At 63.6% G+C, this 20,035-nt stretch carries 16 protein-coding genes; 14 read left to right on the top strand and 2 right to left on the bottom strand.

The genetic code is table 11. The features are described 5' to 3' along the window. Position 1: 1 nt before the first annotated feature. The 12 genes from ACMGFE_RS13725 (at position 2) to recJ (ending at position 12,912) form a co-directional block, all read left to right on the top strand. Entirely contained in the window at positions 2–1,039 is a 1,038-nt protein-coding gene (locus tag ACMGFE_RS13725) for a hypothetical protein (protein WP_436925778.1), read from the top strand. Between the two features lie 103 nt (positions 1,040–1,142). Further along, positions 1,143–2,060, top strand: coding sequence for a hypothetical protein (locus tag ACMGFE_RS13720; RefSeq protein WP_436925777.1), 918 nt, complete (start codon positions 1,143–1,145; stop codon positions 2,058–2,060). Between the two features lie 4 nt (positions 2,061–2,064). Continuing rightward, entirely contained in the window at positions 2,065–3,243 is a 1,179-nt protein-coding gene (locus ACMGFE_RS13715) for a hypothetical protein (protein WP_436925776.1), read from the top strand. 128 nt (positions 3,244–3,371) lie between these two features. Then, positions 3,372–4,298, top strand: coding sequence for a hypothetical protein (locus tag ACMGFE_RS13710; protein ID WP_436925775.1), 927 nt, complete (start codon positions 3,372–3,374; stop codon positions 4,296–4,298). Positions 4,299–4,300: 2 nt separating this feature from the next. Then, on the top strand, positions 4,301–4,996 hold the full coding sequence (locus tag ACMGFE_RS13705; protein ID WP_436925774.1) for a hypothetical protein: 696 nt from the start codon (positions 4,301–4,303) through the stop codon (positions 4,994–4,996). A gap of 98 nt (positions 4,997–5,094) precedes the next feature. Further along, on the top strand, positions 5,095–5,763 hold the full coding sequence (locus ACMGFE_RS13700) for a hypothetical protein (RefSeq protein ID WP_436925773.1): 669 nt from the start codon (positions 5,095–5,097) through the stop codon (positions 5,761–5,763). 519 nt (positions 5,764–6,282) lie between these two features. Continuing rightward, a complete protein-coding gene (locus ACMGFE_RS13695; protein WP_436925772.1) occupies positions 6,283–7,425 on the top strand; it encodes an extracellular solute-binding protein in 1,143 nt (380 codons plus the stop codon). 4 nt (positions 7,426–7,429) lie between these two features. Then, positions 7,430–8,407, top strand: coding sequence for an ABC transporter permease (locus ACMGFE_RS13690; protein WP_436925771.1), 978 nt, complete (start codon positions 7,430–7,432; stop codon positions 8,405–8,407). Between the two features lie 119 nt (positions 8,408–8,526). After that, complete coding sequence (locus tag ACMGFE_RS13685; protein WP_436926096.1) at positions 8,527–9,357, top strand: ABC transporter permease; 831 nt, start codon at positions 8,527–8,529, stop codon at positions 9,355–9,357. Between the two features lie 4 nt (positions 9,358–9,361). Then, positions 9,362–10,381, top strand: a complete 1,020-nt coding sequence (locus ACMGFE_RS13680) for an ABC transporter ATP-binding protein (protein ID WP_436925770.1) — start codon at positions 9,362–9,364, stop codon at positions 10,379–10,381. Beyond that, on the top strand, positions 10,378–11,406 hold the full coding sequence (locus tag ACMGFE_RS13675; protein ID WP_436925769.1) for a metallophosphoesterase family protein: 1,029 nt from the start codon (positions 10,378–10,380) through the stop codon (positions 11,404–11,406). The genes ACMGFE_RS13680 and ACMGFE_RS13675 overlap by 4 nt, the downstream gene beginning before the upstream one ends. Before the next feature lie 78 nt (positions 11,407–11,484). Beyond that, positions 11,485–12,912 carry a RecJ family nuclease gene (gene recJ, locus ACMGFE_RS13670; protein WP_436925768.1) on the top strand — a complete coding sequence of 476 codons (1,428 nt, stop codon included), beginning with the start codon at positions 11,485–11,487 and terminating at the stop codon, positions 12,910–12,912. Positions 12,913–13,807: 895 nt separating this feature from the next. Here recJ and ACMGFE_RS13665 read toward each other — a convergent pair. Together ACMGFE_RS13665 and ACMGFE_RS13660 are read right to left on the bottom strand one after the other, a co-directional pair. Next, a complete protein-coding gene (locus ACMGFE_RS13665) occupies positions 13,808–16,348 on the bottom strand; it encodes a beta-mannosidase (RefSeq protein ID WP_436925767.1) in 2,541 nt (846 codons plus the stop codon). Between the two features lie 1,179 nt (positions 16,349–17,527). Continuing rightward, a complete protein-coding gene (locus ACMGFE_RS13660; RefSeq protein ID WP_436925766.1) occupies positions 17,528–17,725 on the bottom strand; it encodes a ribbon-helix-helix protein in 198 nt (65 codons plus the stop codon). A gap of 142 nt (positions 17,726–17,867) precedes the next feature. Between ACMGFE_RS13660 and ACMGFE_RS13655 the strand changes: the two genes are divergently transcribed. Further along, positions 17,868–18,071 (top strand): ribbon-helix-helix domain-containing protein, encoded by a 204-nt coding sequence (locus ACMGFE_RS13655; RefSeq protein ID WP_436925765.1) that lies wholly within the window; start codon positions 17,868–17,870, stop codon positions 18,069–18,071. Between the two features lie 375 nt (positions 18,072–18,446). Then, entirely contained in the window at positions 18,447–19,799 is a 1,353-nt protein-coding gene (locus tag ACMGFE_RS13650) for a hypothetical protein (protein ID WP_436925764.1), read from the top strand. Positions 19,800–20,035: the final 236 nt, after the last annotated feature.

Raw genomic sequence — 20,035 nt, 5'->3', positions numbered from 1 at the left:
GATGGAGAAAAACCAAGATTACCTGACAATGATCAGGGGGTCGACGTCGTGGAAGTTTTATATCGATTCAGAGATCGAACTGTCGAACGAGGTCCCTGATCGAACAGCCGCGGTCATGGAACGCATCTTCGCTACCCTCGGGAGAGATATCGCCCCAATAGTGCTGAAACTCGGTGTTGCCTCGCTGCCTTCACAGACTCCGATCGACGAAGCGTTCAGCGAAGCGGAACCAGTGTTGGATTCTAACGGTACGATCAAAAACTGCCACGGAATCACGTATCAAGAGTATGCAGAGCGTGTGGCCGAAATTGCGACCGAGGATGACCGTGTCCTGCACGTTTCGAAAGTCGCAACTGAGTCTACATGCGTGAAGGTTTATCTACGGAGCGGAATGCAAACTATCGACGCTACTGAGTCAGAGTATTTCCGAAACGACCGATCAGACGTTGACCAAGTGCCAGATCACGCCCCACTTTCTTTTTCGGTCATTCATCAAAGTTCTAAATATAGGCCCGGGGGAAAACTCGCCGGTGATTCTGTTTACAGAATCACGATCGGCACTGATTCAGATATCTGGTTCGGCGACACAGAGATCGCGCAAATCAATCGCGCCAGATTGAGTAAGCTACTTCACGAGATCAACGATACGTTTCCGGTAGTCGCACGAGATTTCTCGGTCGGAGAGATGGATCGGTATACAGATGCCGACCCTAGCGTAGTCTTCGAGTACGACGGACCGCCGGCCGAGGAACTGATCAGGGAGTATCGTATCGACTGGGTCGAATCCGAACTCGTCGAAACGGCTGCACAATACGATGAAGCGGGGGAAACAGTCTTCGAGGTGACCAGTGACGCCCCGACAGTACAGACTGAAGAACTCCGCAAACGCATCGAAGCGTACGTCGACCACGAGCGCGAGCAAGGCAACGCACCACAGGCTGATCTGCTTCGGATTGTTCGTACCGATGGCACGCAACTGGAGGCGAAACTGACTGATGATACTCTCGAGTGGGTTGACGACGAGTCGGATAAAGTATAACTGACGGCAGTCTCAGTTCTTGACCGCAGTCTGAAGCCACTATTGGGGTCCCGGAACTTGGACGTGGTCGCTGTCGCGCAGGTTGGGGAACACCCCCAGCGACGTGTTGACCGGGCTAAGTGACGCTGGACGGACGCAACTGCGGACGTACTACCGACAGATCCGCGGGACGGAAGCCGAGAGTGGCACCGGGTTAGAGCCACTGACCGACGGTGGACGCGCGGAGTTCCAGGAAGCGCTGGAAGACCCGGCGATCAGCGGACAAACGCTGGCGCAGTTCCGCCGGCAGACCGACGACGAAACCTGGCGGGAACTGCTCGACCGCGACGTCTGTAACAGCCCGTGCGAGTCGACGATTCGGTCGGTCTACCAGTATACGAAAGACTCGGATGGACTGGACCCTGACGAGGCGAAGAAACTCCTGAACGCCTACGGGAAAGCCGACGAAGTGTCCCTGGGGCCGGGTTCGAGTAGTTCGTCAGCGGTCCAAGAACAGATTGACGAACTCGCGGAGAACGATGTTGAAGGTGTCACTGATGCGATGGCGGACGTTTCGGCGAGCAAAAGCGGATTCAAACAGATCGCTGGCGAAGTCGATGCCGCGAAACAGATCTTCAGCGAGGATAACGAGATCGGGAGCGCAGATATCGAAATGCAGAACGTCGTTAGAGACATTCAGAACGCCCCTAACTCGAAGACAGAGATCGACATAGACGTCGATGGAGATATCACGGTCAACGGGAAGAAACTCGAATCACCATCCATTGAATCGAAGAACTACAACCCCGAGGAATACAGTGGATTCTTGGTCAAGAAAGAATCCAGAGACCTGATCGATAAGTTCGTGACCCAGTCGAGATCGAGAGTGGGAAAAGATAGTTTTGTCGTAGTGACTACCGATGAGTATCTGGATAAATTGAAAGACTTAGGCCAGACCAACCAGATACGCAATACAGTACAGAGAAGAACCAGCTCTGATATCGAGATCGAATTCACGACCTACGGCGAGCTAGGAGACTAAAACAATGACGGGAGCAATAACGGTCGCACTATACTCGGGTACGGCGCTACCCACCGCTGTGGAGACAACACTCGAAGTGTCTGAAACCGCCGGGTTAAGCGTCAATAGTAAGGAGGGGACTGTAAATGAAGTTGGTGACAATCAATATTGCGAGTACACTGTCTCCAAAGACAGATCTTCGTTGCGATATGATTTTAATCAAAGTGACGAACGGTCACCGGACGAGCCACTCTTAAGTATCGATGGATTCGGCGACACGGTGCATCCAAAGTGGGCCCAACAGGATACGGACTACGACGAGTGGATGGACATCGTATTCGAACTCGTCTGTCGCCTCGCAACACAACTGGACGCCAACTACGTCGCGTGGCTCAACACCGCACGGGACCCGATGAGTGCAGTGCCGGAAGACCGGCCGATCGGTGAAGCTATCGAACGCGCACCGGTCTTCGGCGTCTACTCCGATGAAGTCCTCGATGATCTCGGCGGTACCGATGCCCTGTTTGATAGGGAACCGTGGTACGTCGCTGACATCGACGGCGAACGGACACTGATAATCGAGTCCGAGCAACCGTGGGTTGAAGGCGGGTGGCGACCGCCGACCGACGCCCCGTATCTCGACTCCGCGGAGTTCCAAGAGGATGTCAACTCGGACCAGTCAGTAGGTCTCTCCGACCCGTTTGCAGCGCTGGAAACCGGCGAGTACGGTGCAGACTTGGGGGTCGTACCCGACGATATCGCAGGCGAGTTCACGAACGACGCGCTCCGACTTCGCCGAGTTCGCGTCGACGACGATCGGAACCTCCGGCGGATCGATGATAACGCGTTCGTGCGGAATATCGTCGACGAAGAACCAGCCGATCAGATAGAACTGATCCAAGCGATGCTCTCGGAGATTCCACGGGAACCGAATACGGACGAACACGCGTCGGCGCTCCTGCACGACGCGATCCCACCGTCGTTCGTTCGTTTGGACGACCCGGACGACGAGAACGTCGTGACGAAAGTGATGGATCTGGAGACGGACGTGAACAAACAGAACCTGCTGGTCTCGTTAGGGGGTGTCGCCCAGCAGGACGACTTTACGAAAGAGGACCTTGCTTCGATCGAGAGCGCACTCGACACGCTGGCAGATCTCGAAGGCGAGAACGTCGACGCGTACATCCGGCAGAATCTACTCTGAGCGGGTCAGCCAGGATCCGGTTCCATTACTTTCGACCCGAGATGTCTCTTCTCGTGTAAGCATCACTGCGGACGTACTACCGGCGGATCCGCGGGAGCGGTGGCGGCGGTGACGACACCGGTCTAGAGGTGTTGACCGACGGCGGCCAGGAGCGATTCGTCGACACGCTCGAAGGCGTCGAAAAGGGTGGCCAGAGAGCCGCGAGGCTCCAGCGCAAACTCGACGACGAGGACTTCGGGGCGGTGTTCAACGCCGACCTGCCCGACGAGACGCGCGGGACGCTCCTCCGAGCGTACGACGACGGCGACCTGTCAGCTTCCGAGACGGCGACGGTCGCGCGGAAGCTGGACGAACCGGGCAACAGCGACGTGGTGTCGACGATCCGGACGCTCGACGAGACCGACCAGCGGCGTGCGTTCGAGTTGATCGGTGAGACCGGTGACAATGGCGTTACTCTGATTTCCTCTGTCGATACCCCGGCAACGCGTGACTTGCTCCGGATAGATACCGGTGAAATAGATGCGGTCCGAAACTCACTCGCTAGGAGCCTGTCATCCGGTTCGATAGATGCTGATACTGTCGAGCAGTTTGCCGAAGATGCTGCAGAACTTGAACGTAGAGGTGTTGACGGCCTTGCAGATGGACCGATCAAGGATATCGCCAGGACGGGCGATCCGAGTAACATCCCGGATGCCGCATTCGAGGCGCGCTCTGCCGTCAAACTACTTGAGGACGGGTCTGATATCGATGAAATCGGCAAGAAGGTGATTCTTTCCGACGACAGGAGGGTGGAGTTCGATATCGTTCAGTCCAACGGCGACCTGGCTGAGGTGAAGAATGGTGATTTCACTAGGGCTAGTGGCGGTGATGTCCGAAAACTCCGGAGCCAAATTGAGGATAATTATCTCCAATACCGGGATAGTTCGTCTGATACGATGACGGTCGTATTCAGCGACCCGATCGAAGAGATAGACGAAGACGTATTAGATATGCTCGATAATTTGGACGACAAATACGGGAATGTCGACTATCAATACGTTCCCAGGACAGAATAAGCATGCCGGATGAACCTGTTGAGACGCACCTCTTGGTCGAACGGTTCCCTGAAATTAGGGATACGCTTGAGGGATGTTTGTCTGCTGGATTCAGCAGCTCAACCGCGACCGGATCGACAGCGTGGTCTGTGGTGACAGATGGGGATACGTCGGACAATCTGTCTACAGAGGCAGCAATCTCTGCGCTCGAAAGCGCTGAATGGGGATGGATCGAGGGGTGGTTTGACGAGTTGCCCGTGCGGATCGGATTCTGTCTCGAACGACGGTTCGTGCCCGCTAATTCGAGAACTGTCAGTGTCGGTACGTCTGAATTGTATCTTCAGCCGGACGCACCGGACGCAGCGGAGAATCTTGCATCGTATCTCGAACTGGTCGGGTTGCTGTACAACTACACCGATACATGGTACGGCTTCGGTTCGTTCCTGTCCAGTGGTGTCGGTTCTGAGGCGCTTGAACCAGACATTGGTAGCCTTCGAGATGGTGTAGTGACTGAACTGTACTGGTTGAATATATATACTCCTGCATTCGTCGAATGGTTCGGGCGTTCGAATCTATCGTCTGCACCGGCAGCACGAACAGAACAGCTGTCCGATGGTGGGTTCTTGCTTCTGTCGACAATGTTCCCGTACGAATTCGGGACACTCAGTGACAGATCTACCGCGGTTGCTGACCATCTTGGGCTTGAAATTTCCAGCTAACCATTTAATTCACGCCCGGTGTTGTATCATAGGTAGTAACGTCCCGCGCCCTCAACTGTAGTTGGTCTCAGTCTCGCGCGCAAAGGATGATCGAACATGTGCAGATAGAGTTCGGATTCAAATCGCCGATCGGATCGAGCGAACTTCGCTCGATGCTCAGCGGGCTACAGCAACGAACAGATCACGCTGTAGACGGTGAACTCAATACCGTACTGTATATCGGCGCAGAATCGGACTATCTCCCGGAGCAAATTCCACCGTCTCGAGCCGTGGACTACGTCGTAGAACACAGTCAGGGCGCTATTCAGTTCCAGTACGATGGGTTTCATTACTTGTTACACATAAACCCCTCAGACGGTCCGGATACGGCTGATGAACGCAGTTCGACCGATACACTCGCCATCTCGGTCGACGGCGTCTATTTCAAGTCCGACGACGCCGTCAACGCTGCGGATATCGGTGATGTAGTGTGTCTGGCCGAAGCGCATACCGCCCCGGATATGATAGTCGGGTTCGGCGTCGATACTGGACAGGGCGACCCCACACCACCTATCAAGTGGTTCAAGAAAGACACCAACGAGCCCATCCCTATCCATTGGCTAACGTACGTTCCAACTGACGTCACAGGAGTCTCGGTGCCGAGCGAGCTCCCCGAACGGCGTGACCTTGAAAACGGGACACTGTATTTCCTTACCGACAATCCGACATCGTTCAAAGAGATCAAACGTCGCCAGCAGATTATGGCAGAGCCTTCTACAGAACGCTGAAGGCGTACGTACCGTCCATCGGCAGACTGGCGGAAATGTCTCCACAGCGGTAGTCCAGAATGATGGCGTAATAGAGGCTGATGTTACCGATCGTGGCCCCATTCTGTCGATGAAATTAACTTTATCCAGCTTTAAGTGATAACCGAAGACGGCGGCACGGCTTCGACAGGCCTGTCTGAAGACGAATGAACGAAATGCACCGAGATCTCGAATAAATCTCGGACGACGGCGGAACGGCCAACTGGACGTTCTACGTCGATTCAGAGGTCACCTCGCTGTCAAATTCACATGAACGTACGATCGACGTGTTAGACCGACAGGGGACCTGAACACTCGCCACGGACGGCGTCGATCGCGTTCGACCTGGTCGCGACAGAGCCGGCGGTTCGCCCCACGGATATATACCGTCAATAGCCCTCGGCAGCGACCCGTTCTCGGCCATACTGAACGTACCGCTCGATACTGCAACGAACCGAAAATATAAGCCATCTTAACCGTCGTCCGCGCCCGTTCTCCCGTATGAACACGTCACGACGGCGGTTTCTGACAGGAACGGGTACGGTAGTCGCGAGCGGTCTCGCGGGCTGTACCGGTGCGCTCGGCGGCGGGGACGGGGGAACCACCGACACCGACACGGCCGAGGAGTACGAGGTGGGTCACGGCGACTACCAGACCACCGTGAGCGCGTCGTCGTTCCCGGAGACGCTCTACGTCTACTGCGTCCAGTCGAACTGGTCGAACTGGCCGGCGCTGATGGAGGCCTTCGAGGAGCAGTACGGCGTCCCGCTCAACGACGACGACCGCTCGTCCGGCGAGGCGCTCAAGCACATGCGCTCGCACGCCCAGAACCCCGACCACTCGGCGTACAACGGCGGCTACACCTACGGCATCATCGCCAAGAACGAGGGCTTTCTCACCGGCTACAAGCCGAAGAACTGGGACACAGTGCCGGCGAAGCTCAAGACCGACGACGGCCAGATGACCGCCACCCGCCGGATGACGACGGCGGTCACCTACCGCGCGGACGTCTACGAGGAGCGGGGACTCGACGCCCCGGAGACCTGGGACGACCTGCTCCACCCCGACATCGCGAAAGACATTGCGCTCCAGACGCCGACGGCCGCCGTCGGGCTGGCTTGCGCGCTCTCCATCAACAACGCCCGCGGCGGGTCGCTCGACGACCTCCAGCCGGTGATCGACTACTACAAGCGGCTCAAGGAGAACGGCGCCGAGTTCACGGACAACTTCCAGGCGCAGTTCACCAAGGGCGAGTACGCCACGTTCGTCCGCTACGACTACTCCGGGCTGAACCTCAAGTACAACAACGAGGACATCGCCGAGGACAAGGTCGACGTCGCGCTCCTGAAGGGCAAGAACGGCAACAAGGGCGCGTTCAACCAGCCCTACGGCTTCGGGCTGATGGAGGGCGCCCCGAACCCCGAGGCGTGCAAGCTGTTCATGGACTACGTCCTCTCGAAGGAGGGCCAGCGCAAGTTCCTCGACGCGTACGTCCGCCCCATCCGCGCGCCGGAACTGGAGATGCCCGACGAGTTCCCCGACCAGTCGACCTACGACGAGACGGAGTTCCAGGTCGACTACGGGACCATGGTCGACAAGCAGGAGGGTATCATCGACGAGATCGAGCGCTCGGCGGGCCTGTAGGCAGATGGCCGCCGACGAAGCGACCGACGGGGTTCGCGGCCGGCTGCAGCCGGTCGCCGCCGCGGCGGGAACCGCCGTCCGCGGCGGCGTCGAGCGGCTTCCCGACCCCGCCGAGCGAGTGATCCTGCCGCGGACCGAGCACGACCGCGAGCGACGCCGCATCGCCGCGCTGTGTGCGCCTTTCCTCGTCCTCGCCACCGTCGCGGGGCTGTACCCGCTGAGCGAGATGCTCCGGATCAGCGTCTCAGAGGCCAAGTACGTCACCGAGGGGTTCTCGCTGTCGGCCTATCGCCGGCTCCTCACCGACCCGTACCTGCGGGCGTCGGCCGCTAACACGCTCTGGTTCTCGCTCGCGACGACCGTCGTCAGCCTGGGCGTCGCCACCGCGACCGCCCACGCCCTCGAGAAGTACGACCTGCCGTTCCGCGGCGCGCTGGTGACGCTCCTCTCGTTCCCGATCAGCCTCCCCGGCATCGTCGCGGCGTTCATGATCATCGTCCTCTTCGGCAACAGCGGCCTGGTGACGAACCTGGCCGCGTGGTTCACCGGCCGGAGCAACCTCGACCTGGCCATCGCGACCAGCGTCGGCGGCCTGTTCGTCGCGTACTGCTACTCGATGATCCCCCGGGCGCTGTTGCTCCTCCGCGGGAGCTACGCCGAGGTGAACGAGCGCACCGAGGAGGCCGCCCGCTCGCTGGGCGCCTCGCCCGCCCGTACCTTCTATCACGTCACGCTCCCGCAGATCAAGCCGGGACTCATCGGCGCGTTCATCCTCACCGTCCGGACGGCACTGGCCATCTTCGGCACCGTCCTGATCCTCCGTGCGCTTCGCGTCTGGACATACGAGATCGACTACGCCCTCTCGTCGGGAAGCGGGTTCGACATCCAGCTCGCGTCGGCGATGGCCGCCGTCTGGTTCGCGTTCGTGCTCGGGTTCACGGCGGTGGGCCTGCGCTACACCAGCGCGGAGGTGGGACTGTGAGCGACGCCGACGATGTCCGCCCGACGGAGAGCGCACGACCGGACGGGGGCGTCGCCGTCGAGCGCGTGGACGCCCGATCGTGGCGCCGTTCGCCGTCGGCCGTCCTCGGGCGTCCGCTCGTGACGGCCGTGTTCGCGCTGACGTTTACCTTCCTGGTCTTCCCCGTCGTCGCGACGGTCGTCGCGTCGTTCGCGCGCGAGTGGACCGGCGTCCTCCCCTCGGGGTTCGTGACGCTCGCCCACTGGCAGCAGGTGCTCGGTATCGGCGGCGACGACGCGCTCTACTCGCTGCAACTCGGCGCCGTCCTGCGCACGCTGCCCGAGAACCCGCTCGCCGCGCCGAGCCAGAGCCCGCTGTTCCGCAGCGTGTGGCTCGCACTCGGCGGCGTCCTCGTCAACCTCGTCGTCGGCGTACCCATCGCCTACGCCGTCGCGCGCTACGAGTTCCCCGGCCGGGACCTGCTCAACGCCTTCGCGGTCCTGCCGCTGGCGCCGGGGATCGTCCTCGGCGTCGCCTTCCTCCGGGCGTATCCGCAGCTCTCCGGGACGGACTTCGGGCTCATCGTCGGGTACTCGCTACTGAAAGCGCCGTTCATGGTGATGGCCGTCCAGTCGAGCTTCGAGTCGATGCCGCTGCGCCAGCTGGAGGAGAGCGCGCGGTCGCTCGGCGCCTCGTGGCCCCGGACCTTTCTCTCGGTCGTCGTCCCGAACGCCAAACGCGGCATCGTCTCGGGCGCGGTCATCTGCTGGGCGCTGGCCGCCGCGGAGTTCAACTTCTCCTACGTCGTCTTCTCTCGCGGGGCACGGCCGCTCGCCCTGTTCCTCAAGGCGAACATCTCGAACAGCTCTTTCCTGACGACCGCCGCCGCCGTCTCCGTGTTCTTCGTCCTCATCGCGGGGGTCACCGCGGCGCTCCAGCTGCTGGGCGACCGGGCGTTCACGACGAACTGAGACCATGGCAGAGATCACACTGGATAGCGTGACCAAGCGGTTCGGCGAATCGACCGCCGTCGACGACCTGTCGCTCACGGTCGGCGACGGCGAGATACTCGGGGTGGTCGGCCCCTCGGGTTGCGGCAAGACGACGACGCTGCGGACCATCGCCGGCTTCGAGACGCCTACCGAGGGGCGCGTGCTGTTCGACGACGAGGACGTGACCCGCGTGGCGCCGGAACGACGGAACGTCGGCCTCGTCTTCCAGTCGTACGCCCTCTTCGAGAACATGACCGTCCGGGAGAACGTGGAGTTCGGCCCGAAGATGCGCGGCGTTTCGACGGCCGAGCGCCGCGAGCGGGCCACCGAACTGCTCGAACTGCTCGACATCCCAGAACTGGCCGACCGCGACCCGACGACGCTCTCCGGCGGCCAGCAACAGCGAGTCGGTCTGGCCCGGGCGCTCGCCATCGAACCGACCATCCTCCTGCTCGACGAGCCGATGACGGGGCTCGACGCGCAGTTGAAGACCCGGCTCCAGCGCGAACTCGTCGAACTCCTCGACGACCTCGACGTGACGGCGCTGTACGTGACCCACGACCAGACCGAAGCGATGACGGTCTGCGACCGCATCGCCGTCATGAACGACGGCCGCGTCGAACAGGTCGGGACGCCGGCCGAGGTGTACGAGGCGCCGGCAAACGGCTTCGTCGCCGACTTCGTCGGCACGTCGAACCGCCTGCCCGCGACCGCCCGCGACGGTCGGCTGGACTTCGGGCACGCGACGACGCCCGCCCCGAACGGCGACGAGGGGGAGGTGACCGTCGTCGCTCGCCCGGAGGCCTTCGAACTCGGGAGCGGTCCGTTCGAGGCGACCGTCCGCGAGCGGTTTTACCTGGGGGAACACGTGCGCTGCGTCGCCGACTTCCCGAACGAGGAGTCGGTCACGCTCCGGGTCGACCCGGGCGAGGCGCCGGCGGTCGGCGACCGAGTGGCCCTCGACCTCGACACCGACCGCGTCCACGTCCTCTCCGATCCATGACGGGGAACACCGTCGCCCCGGGCCCTGTGTTCGCGCGACTCGACCGGCCGCGCAGCGACTCGCCGACGACGCTCGCCGTCGTCGCCGACCCGCACGTCGCGCTGACCGCGCGCGGCACCTGGAAAGTGTACCACCGGACGCTCGACCGCCTGCGGACGGCCGTCGCCGTCGCGAACGAGCACGCCGACGCCGCGCTCGTGGCCGGCGACCTGACCCGCGACGGCCACTCCGCCGAGTCCGACGCCGTCGACGACGCGCTCGGCGCGCTGGAGGTGCCCTGGTACGCCGTCCCCGGCAACCACGACGTGCCCAAGGCGTTCGACGACCACACGAGCCCGCCGGTCGAGCGCTTCGCCGAGCGGTACGACCCGCTCCCCTTCGCACGGGAAGTGGGCGAGTTGACCCTGCTCGGCGTCGACACGGCGACGAGCGGTGTCGCCGGCCTGGTCGACGATCCGACCGTCGACTGCGATTCGGAGGCGGCCGCCAGAGGGCCGGCGACGACAGACGGCGACCGGGAGTCAGCGGCTGACGACCGCAGCGACGACCTCGGCGACCTGCGCGACACCTGGGGCGGCCGCGTCGGCCCCGCCCAGCGGGCGTGGCTCGCCGAGCGACTGGCCGCGGCCGACCGGCCCGTGGTCGCGCTCCACCACCCCGCCGCCAGGCTCCCGGACTGTCCCGAGCGAGAGCGGTGGCGGAACTTCTCTCTGCAGGACGGCGACGCCGTCTCGGAGCTCTTCCGCGAGCACGACGTGCCGCTCGTGCTGTCGGGCCACCACCACGTCCCCGCGCTGTGTACCCACGGCGACACCGTCGAGATGCTCGCTCCGGCGACCTGTTCGTTCCCGCAGGCGTCGCTCCACGTCGAAGTCGGTCCGGACGGGACGACGCTCCGGCTGGTCCCGCTGGCCGACACCGCCGGCGTCGCCGAGGCCCACGGCCTGGCCAGGAACGGCTCGGCGTTCGGCCAGACGCTCGTCGAGCTGGTCGAACGGCGGCTCTCGGAGCGCCTCGACGGCTGAGGGGCGTCCCACCCCGGCCGTCGGCGGTCGCCGGGAACTCCTTAAGTTTAAACCAAGAGCCGCGATAAGAAACGCTCGATGAGTACGATCGGGCCGGTTCCCGACCTCGCCGGGCGCGCGGACGCCTGCGCCGACAGACTGCTGGATACCGACGAACTGCTGCTGGCCTCGCACATCGACGCGGACGGCCTGACGAGCGCGGCCGTGGCGTCGACGGCGCTGGAGCGGGCCGGTCTGGACTTCGAGACCGTCTTCAAGAAACAGCTCGACGAGACGGAGATCGCCTCCATCGCGGCCCGCGAGTACGACACCGTGCTGTTCACCGACTTCGGCAGCGGCCAGCTCGACGCCATCGCCGCACACGAACGGGCCGGCGACTTCCAACCGGTCATCGCCGACCACCACCAGCCCGCCGAGGCCGAGACGGAGTTCCACCTCAACCCGCTGCTGGAGGGGATCAACGGCGCCTCCGAACTCTCGGGCGCCGGCGCGGCGTACGTCCTCGCCCGCGCGCTGGCCGAGCGGAGCGGCCAGTCCGCCGACAACCGCGACCTGGCCGGGCTGGCCGTCGTCGGCGCCGTCGGCGACATGCAGGCCGTCGGCGGCGAACTCGTCGGCGCCAACCGCGGCATCGTCGAGGAGGGCGTCGAGGCGGGCGTTCTCGCCGAGGGGACCGACCTCACGCTGTACGGCAAGCAGACCCGCCCGCTGCCGAAGCTCTTCGAGTACGCGACGGACGTTCAGATCCCCGGCGTCTCCGGCGACGAGGCGGGGTCGATCCGCTTTCTCGAAGGGCTGGACGTCGACCTGAAAGAGGCCGGGGAGTGGCGCACGTGGGTCGACCTGACCGACGACGAACGCCAGACGGTGGCGAGCGCGCTGGTGAAACACGCCGTCCAGCGGGGCGTCCCGGCGTCGAAGATCAACACGCTCGTCGGGACGACCTACGAACTCGTCGACGAACCCCGCGGTACCGAACTGCGCGACGCCAGCGAGTTCTCGACGCTGCTGAACGCGACGGCGCGATACGAACGAGCGGACGTCGGCCTCGGCGTGTGCCTCGGGAATCGCGACGGCGCGCTCGACCAGGCCCAGACCCTGCTCTCGAACCACCGTCGCAACCTCTCGGAGGGCCTGGAGTACGTCCGCCAGCAGGGCGTCACGCACGAGGACTCCCTCCAGTGGTTCGACGCGGGCGAGGCCATCCGCGAGACCATCGTCGGCATCGTCGCGGGGATGGCCCTGGGCACCGAGGGCGTCTCGGCGGACAAGCCGATCGTCGCGTTCGCCCGGAAGAACGAGGAGGAGACGAAGGTCTCGTCCCGCGGGACCGGCGTGCTCGTCCGCGAGGGACTGGACCTGTCGGTGGTGATGGGCGAGGCCTCCCGGTCGGTCGGCGGCGACGGCGGCGGGCACGACATCGCCGCCGGCGCGACGGTGCCCGCGGGCGACGAACAGGCCTTCGTCGACGCCGCAGACGACATCGTCGCCGACCAGATCGGATAGTTTTCGACGACCGTGGCGACCGTGGGCGGACCCGGATCTCGAATCCGAGACCATATTTACCAATATTCAGAGAAGAATAGACAACTGCAAGATTTGCAGTAGGCAATTCGAACGCGGGAACCGACCTCAGTTCAGCCCGACAGCGGCTCGGTCGAGCGGTCGCCGCCGGCCGACGGGCAACGACAGCCGTAGGACCACGGGCGCGGCAGTTACAGTGCTTCTCGGCCGATATCGTGGGATATCTGACGGCTCGACAGGACCACCGACCGACGCCCACGGCGTGCGACGGGGCTGTGTCGGTTCGGGACCCAGATTCTGCGAATATCCGGCTTCTGACGGCAGAATCGGCCCAGTTCAGACAGCAGAAACGGGTGACGACTAGCGATCACGCCTCACCCGTTATTGGGCGCGTTCGGTGAGGACACGTACTGAATCCTCTCCCGGTTTCCGAGGAGAATGATAAAATGTATTTGATACATAGGAATATTATATTTGAGCGATCACCCACTCCAGTCGACGACGACCCTGGATCCTCACCTCGCCGGTGAGTGTTGCCGAGAAAGGAGTAATTCGGGCGGGAACACAGCCCCAAGGAACGATGGACGACTCGGTGAGGATAGGGGATCGTCGGGCTGGAGACCCACGGTTCCAACCAGCCCCGATTGCTGGCGGGGGATGGGCCACGAGGTGTTCGAGGTCGACGCGGACCCGAGACCGCGCGCGAGCGGTTCGCACAGACGTTCGACCGGCCTGCCCATGAGAGCGCGACCGAACTGTTCGATCGCGAGGTCGACGCGGCCGGAAACTCGACGCCGAACAGGTACCACGAACCGTCTGCCGTCTGCGTGTTCGGAGCGGACCGTCAGTATCCGTATCTCCACGAGCGTGGGGCCCGTCAGTACGTCTCGCGCAGGTGCCGGATCGACAGTTGGTCCACGAGGTGCGATTCGACGAGTGCGTCGCGGGAGTCGTCGTACGCGTCGAACGTGAACGTCCGCTCTTCGCCGGGCGCGAGGTGGACGTAGTCGTCCGAGAACGCGCCGGGGATCGTTCCGGGGTCGAGTTCGACGAAGAGCGCGGCTTCGTCGGCCGCGACGGTCACGTCCGTGCCGTCGATCTCGACGGCGAGGTCCGTCTCGGGGAGGGCGAGGCGCTTGTAGTCCGCGAAGAAGGCCGTCGCGGGGTACGACTCCGCCGGACCGTCGAACCGGGCGCGTACCATGACGTCGGTCGGATCGACGCCGTCGGGCAGGTCGTCGCGCGCGAGGGTCGTCAGGGCGGTGCTCTCGTGGGCGTCGAGGGCCACGTCGAGAGCGTCCTCTCGAACAGTGGTCCCGTCGAACGTGACGACTTCGAGCGAGACAGTGCCCGAGACGGGTGTGGTCTCGTCGCTGGTAATCCAGAGGGTCTGGGCCGTCACGTCCCCCCAGTCGGCGCCGTCGGGGTCCTCGGCCTGTTCGTTGTCGACGCCGTCGCGGTCCGCGAACTCGGGGTGGAAGGAGACGAGGACCGGTGCGAACTGCCTGCGTGCGGCGTACTGCTGGGCCTTCCACTTGCCGTCGTACTCGATCGACGACCAGGAGGCGACCGGCCAGAGGTCGTTGAGCTGCCAGTAGAGCGCACCCATCGTCGTGGGCTTGCGCCGCCGCCAGTACTCGATCGCCGTCGACATCGCCTCGGCCTGGAGGAGCTGGGAGAGGTAGACGAAGTCGGCGAAGTCGAAGGGGATGCGGAAGTAGTCGGCCATCCGGCGGAGGATGGTCGCGTTCCCTCCGGGGTTGCGCTGGTGGTGCTCCATCATCGGCGAGGTGGGGTTGAAGTCGGCCTCGTCGAGCACCGTCCGCAGCGAGTCGATCGAGGGGAACGACTGGTAGCCGAACTCGGAGACGAACCGCGGCTCGGTCGTGTAGTAGTCCTCGAAGGGCTGGCCCTGGTGCCACACGTCCCAGTAGTGGATATCGCCCTTCTCGAAGACGTACGGCTCGAGTTCGTCCGGACCGCTTGAGGGGGAACCGGGCCAGTACGTGCGCGACGGGTCCTCCTCGCGACAGGCGGGGCCGACGGTCTCCTCGTAGAGCGTCCGGTAGTCGTCGAGGTGGGCCTCGTGGTGGTCGTGGTCGACGAACCAGTTCTGCGCGGCCTCCTCGTTCTCGTTGTTGGCACACCAAAGCGCGATGGAGGGGTGGTTCGCCAGCCGACGGACCTGATAGCGCACCTCTTCCTCGACGGTGTCGAGGAACTCCTCGTTCGCGGGGTGGAGCGAGCAGGAGAACATGAAGTCCTGCCAGACGAGCAGCCCGTACTCGTCACAGAGGTCGTAGAAGGTGTCCTCCTCGTAGTAGCCGCCGCCCCAGACGCGGAGCATGTTCATGTTCGCGTCGGCGGCGCTGCGGACCAGGTGTTCGTAACGCTCCTCGGTCACGTCGCCGTACAGCGGCGCCGTCGGGATGGTGTTCGCCCCCTTGGCGTAGACGGGTTCGCCGTTGACCTCGAAGTGGAAGGAGGTGCCCGCGTCGTCGGGTTCGACGACGAGGTCCACGTCGCGAAAGCCGATCCGGTCGGAGTGCGTGTGGCCGGCAGCAGGACGCTCGTCGGTCGGCGACACGCTCACGTCGAGACCGTAGAGGGGCTGGTCGCCGTAACCGTTCGGCCACCACAGGTCGACGCTGCCCGCCTCGACCGGGACGGTGAGTTCGACCTCCTGGTCGCCCGCCGCGAGCGAGACCGACTCGGTGGCGCTCCGGTCGGCCACGTCGACGGTCAGGTCGTACGTCCCGGCGGTGGGGGCGTCGACGCCGACGCGGACGGTGAGGTCGATCCCCTCGCCCGAGTGGTCCTGTTCGGTCTTCGTGTAGCGGATCCGCGGTTCGGAGTACCCGACGAGGGCGACGTCGCGATAGATTCCCATCGTCGGGAGGCACGGACCCCAGTCCCAGCCGTAGTGACACTGGGCCTTGCGGACGAAGGGGCGACCGGGCTGGTCGACGGGGTAGCGGATGCAGGGCACCTCGTAGGGGTACTCGGCGGCCCGCTCCTGGCCGTAGTCGACCGGGGAGTGAAACTCGACCGTGACCTCGTTCTCCCCGGGTTCGAGCGCGTCCGCGGCGTCGAACTCGTTGCCGACGTGCATGTTCACCGACTCGCCCACGACCTGTCCGTTGATCCGGACGGTGGCGACGGTGTCGAGGCCGTCGCACTGGAGGACGACGCGGTCGTGGTCGAGGAGCCGGCGGTCCACGTCGACGGTCCGCTGGTAGGTCCAGTCGCTCTCGCCGACCCACTGCACGTCGAGTTCGTTGTCTTCGACGAGCGGGTCCGGGATCTCCCCCGCGTCCAACATATCCGTGTAGACCCCGCCCGGCACCGCGCCCTCACGCCACGTCTCGTCGCCGTGCCGGCGAAACCGCCAGCTCCCGTTCAGCAACTGTTTTCGCATGCTGTCAAGAGGCCGACTCTCGGTCTTAACAGTATCGCCATCGGAGCCCCGATCGAACCGTTCGGGGCCCTCGCACACGCCCGACCGCGCCGGGCCCCGACGTCGGAGCGTTCGACGTGCGTGGACGTACTGGGGGCTTTCGCACGTCGTCTGCGGACGGCAAACGACAGGTCGGTCCCGATCGATGCCGGAGTGCGGGACCGCGGGCCAACAGCAACGCCGGGCCGAAGCCACAGTGACCATGCCGGAGACGTTACGAGAGCAGCGCCTGAGCCACGTCCGTTCGAACTAGCAGGTCTCGGCACTCCTGCTCGCAGCGAACGTCCTGGCACTGGTCGTCGGCCTGTTCGTGCTCGCGTTCGTCGACGAATCCGGGACTTCGGGCGAACTGTCCGCTGACGAGCGACCGCTTCTCCCTCAGCGCCCCCAGTCGACGGTGACGACGAACCGGTTTCCGTCGTCAAACCGCCGATTACAGCCATACGCCCGTAATCTATATGAGATGGATCCCGCCGGGGAATATGGCCCGGCTACAGCCTAACTCTTATATAATGATTTCCGTATGGTTCGTACGATGTGTAATATTTCGTAGTGTATCGGGCGACATCAGGATCCCGCCACGAATCCCCTCGCTCCGGCGTGGTTCCCCGATTCGGGCGTTTCCCGATTCGAAGCGGAGAAACGACAGTTGCGCGCCGGTCGGGGTAGAACCGCCCCATCAGCCGTCCCGAACGGATATTTTAGCGCTCACTGCTCCGGGACCGATCTCCAGTCACTCCAGTATGGAATAATACAGCGGATATATGTATCGCTGACTCGACGGGAAGATCATCGCTTCGTCGCTGGCCGATCGCGCGCCGCGCGTAGAGTCAGGTAGTCTGTCGTCCGGGACAGGGGGACGTCGAGTGGATGAGCGGGCCCTGATGCGCGCTTTCGGCGAATCGATGAGTCGAGCCGCGAAACAACGCACGGGGCCAGCCTGCACTCGTTCTCCCAAACGTCTTGATTCTCCAGGTCGAACGGTTCTGCGAAGTAGGTCTCGAATTCAGCGAGCGATTCTCGCCGCGACGACCTCGCTTCCCAAACTCGCGCAACGAAACAGTGACCCAGCAATCGAGTACCCGGGAACTTCAAGACCCCCTCCCAGTGGCGTGTGACCACCCAGCGAATAGCGCCGTCTCAGTCAGTCGTTGTCGCCCCCGGGCTCGGGTTTCCCTCCGTCCTCACCGCCTTCTGATGCTCCTCCTCCTGGAGCTCCTCGTATACGAGTTCTCGGAGCAACTCTGCCATCGTCATGTCTCGCTCTGCCGCGAGGACGCGAAAACGGCTCTTTTCGTCTTCAGTGACGCTTGTGCTGAGTTTCTCAGTTCTCTCCATACCTGACCTGATGGCGTTGTTGCACTAAAAAACTGGGTCATCGGAGCGTCGTAACCATGTTGAAGAGATGCATCTACCTACTGCATCAGTGATGCAGTGGAACACCTTTATCATGCATCAAGATTCTACGTATTGATGTTGCATGAATATGACTGACAAAATCACGTTTCGTTGCCAGGATTCGCTGGCCGCGGACGTCGACGAGATCGCCAGGAGAACCGGGCTACCAGAGAGCGAAGTAATCCACCGCCTGATCAGGCTCGGGCTACAGGACGTCGAAGAGATCGACGACGAGGTGCTCTTCGGGTCGGTGTCCGGCCCGAAGGGAGGAGATGCGACTGATTGACCCCCTCTGTCAGGCCGAGCGCGTCGTCCCACCGGGGGCGTCGCACTCGATTGGACAGCGGACCCGGCACGAGGTACTCGAGATGCAACAGACGAAAGCCGATTCGACGAACTGTCCGACGAACAGGTATCGGCCCCGGCCTTGCAACGGCGACACTCCCACACTCCGGTCGACGCGTGAACGCGGAACGGCCCCTACGTCCCGACGCGCGACCGCGTGGTGGGACCGACGAGCACTTGGCCGTCACGCGGCGGGAACAGTCGGCGTGAGCGACCCGACAGACGTGGCCGACGAGCTCGGGTGTTCGCACGCGACCAGCGCGCCGAACGGCCTGGCACCGCTGTGGACGAGCGCGGGACTGCTCGGAGGGTGTTCGTGAGCGACCTCGCCGAGCACCACCGGCGGATCGCGGAGATCCTCGAGCCGCTCGAACAGATGGGCCTCGACGCCACGGTGGACGAACTGGCCACAGACGATGGTGGCCTGTGCCTCACCCTGAACCTCGGACTTTCACCGGCTCTCGATTCGATCGACGGCGAAGCCGGGGAACGGACCGAGGTCCTGGAAACGCAGTACGAGAAGCTCCGAGAGGAGTACGACGGACTCCAGGAGGAGGCCGCCGAGCTGGAGGCGCTCGAAGAACGCATCGCGGAACTGGAGGACCGCGACGAGGTCGGTGAGTCGGATCGCGAGAAGCGCTCCGACACTGCGGGTGGGAAATATCCCAGCGTACCCCGGGAAGATCTCACCGACGGCGAGCGTGAGACCTTGCGCGCACTGCGGGAGCTGGGTGGATTCACGGCGTCGGGAGACATCGCGGACGAGGTCGACGCCACGCTTCAGAGCGTTCGGTCGTGGCTGCCGAAGCTCGTGCAAGCAGATCTCGTTCAGACTGCGCCCGACCCCACTGACGGCCGGCGGAAGCTTTACTCACCGGTAGAGTGCGACGATCATACCGACGAGCCGCCCGGGAGTCCGGGCGACACGGTAGCGGAAGCCGGGGACCCAGACGAGACTGTCGAACAAACCGAGGACTCGGAAGACACGGTCGAAGAACCCGAGGACCCAGACGAGACTGTCGAACAAGCCGAGGACGTGCACGGCACTGTGTACATCGCGTCCAGCGGTGGAAGTCCGTCGCAGGTGTTCCACGTCCGAGGGGACTGCCCGCAGTTGCAGCGGGCGACCGACTTCGTCGAGAAGGACCGTTCCGTCGTGCCGCATCATCGCCCGTGTGGCACTTGCGTCTCCGACGACCTCGAGCGGGGGCGCGTCGCGGTCGCGACGAACTCACAGACCGAGACCTACCACAAGCGGGAGGACTGCCCCAAACTCGAACCGGCGATCGACGTCGCAGTCCAGGACGGCGCGACGGTCCCGGACTACGTCCCCTGTACCGAATGCGTTCACCTCGACGAGGAAGCACGTGCCGACGAGGAAGCACGTGCCGGCGAGGAAGCACGTGCCGGCGAGGAGGTGGCGGGAGGCGACGGCTCCGAGGCCGAGCAGATCTGCGCCCGGAACGACCTCGGTCGCGAGGCGATCGTCGAGGCGCTGGACGCGGCGACCGCGATCTACCACGTCCAGCGCGACCTCTCACTCTCTCGCGACGAGACCGAGGTCCTGCTCCAGAGCCTGGGCGTGTTCGAGGCCCTCGACGGCGGCGGGCACGTGCCGTCCGACCGCGCGAAGTCGGTGGTCGGGAAACACGTCCCATCGACGTCGTAGCGCGAGCGCGATGAGGACGAGAACGGGGGTCGAACCCCTCCCGTTCGGGAAATCCACGGGCGCAGTCAGTAGCCGCAGGGACCGGGTCCAGTGCAGGACGGGCGTTGCGGACCACGCGTTTCGGCAGGCAGCGCAGGCCGGGTAACGCGGAGTCCGTCGGAATTCGAAGGCGTTCCCGGTCTCGAACGGTGTCGCCGACTTCCCCCCACGATCCACCACGCAGGGCGTTCCAGGAC

Source organism: Halosimplex amylolyticum (genome assembly GCF_051414035.1).
Classification (GTDB): Archaea; Halobacteriota; Halobacteria; order Halobacteriales; family Haloarculaceae; genus Halosimplex; species Halosimplex amylolyticum.
Note: the sequence above shows the minus strand (reverse complement) of the source record. Positions and strands in the feature narration are given on the sequence as shown.

Excerpts from the sequence above, each read along its gene's own strand:
- ACMGFE_RS13675 (WP_436925769.1), top strand. The coding sequence starts at position 10,378 with ATGACGGGGAACACCGTCGCCCCGGGCCCTGTGTTCGCGCGACTCGAC.
- ACMGFE_RS13705 (WP_436925774.1), top strand. The coding sequence starts at position 4,301 with ATGCCGGATGAACCTGTTGAGACGCACCTCTTGGTCGAACGGTTCCCT.
- ACMGFE_RS13725 (WP_436925778.1), top strand. The coding sequence starts at position 2 with ATGGAGAAAAACCAAGATTACCTGACAATGATCAGGGGGTCGACGTCG.
- ACMGFE_RS13655 (WP_436925765.1), top strand. The coding sequence starts at position 17,868 with ATGAATATGACTGACAAAATCACGTTTCGTTGCCAGGATTCGCTGGCC.
- ACMGFE_RS13680 (WP_436925770.1), top strand. The coding sequence starts at position 9,362 with ATGGCAGAGATCACACTGGATAGCGTGACCAAGCGGTTCGGCGAATCG.
- ACMGFE_RS13665 (WP_436925767.1), bottom strand. The coding sequence starts at position 16,348 with ATGCGAAAACAGTTGCTGAACGGGAGCTGGCGGTTTCGCCGGCACGGC.
- ACMGFE_RS13660 (WP_436925766.1), bottom strand. The coding sequence starts at position 17,725 with ATGGAGAGAACTGAGAAACTCAGCACAAGCGTCACTGAAGACGAAAAG.
- ACMGFE_RS13715 (WP_436925776.1), top strand. The coding sequence starts at position 2,065 with ATGACGGGAGCAATAACGGTCGCACTATACTCGGGTACGGCGCTACCC.
- ACMGFE_RS13695 (WP_436925772.1), top strand. The coding sequence starts at position 6,283 with ATGAACACGTCACGACGGCGGTTTCTGACAGGAACGGGTACGGTAGTC.
- ACMGFE_RS13690 (WP_436925771.1), top strand. The coding sequence starts at position 7,430 with ATGGCCGCCGACGAAGCGACCGACGGGGTTCGCGGCCGGCTGCAGCCG.
- recJ (WP_436925768.1), top strand. The coding sequence starts at position 11,485 with ATGAGTACGATCGGGCCGGTTCCCGACCTCGCCGGGCGCGCGGACGCC.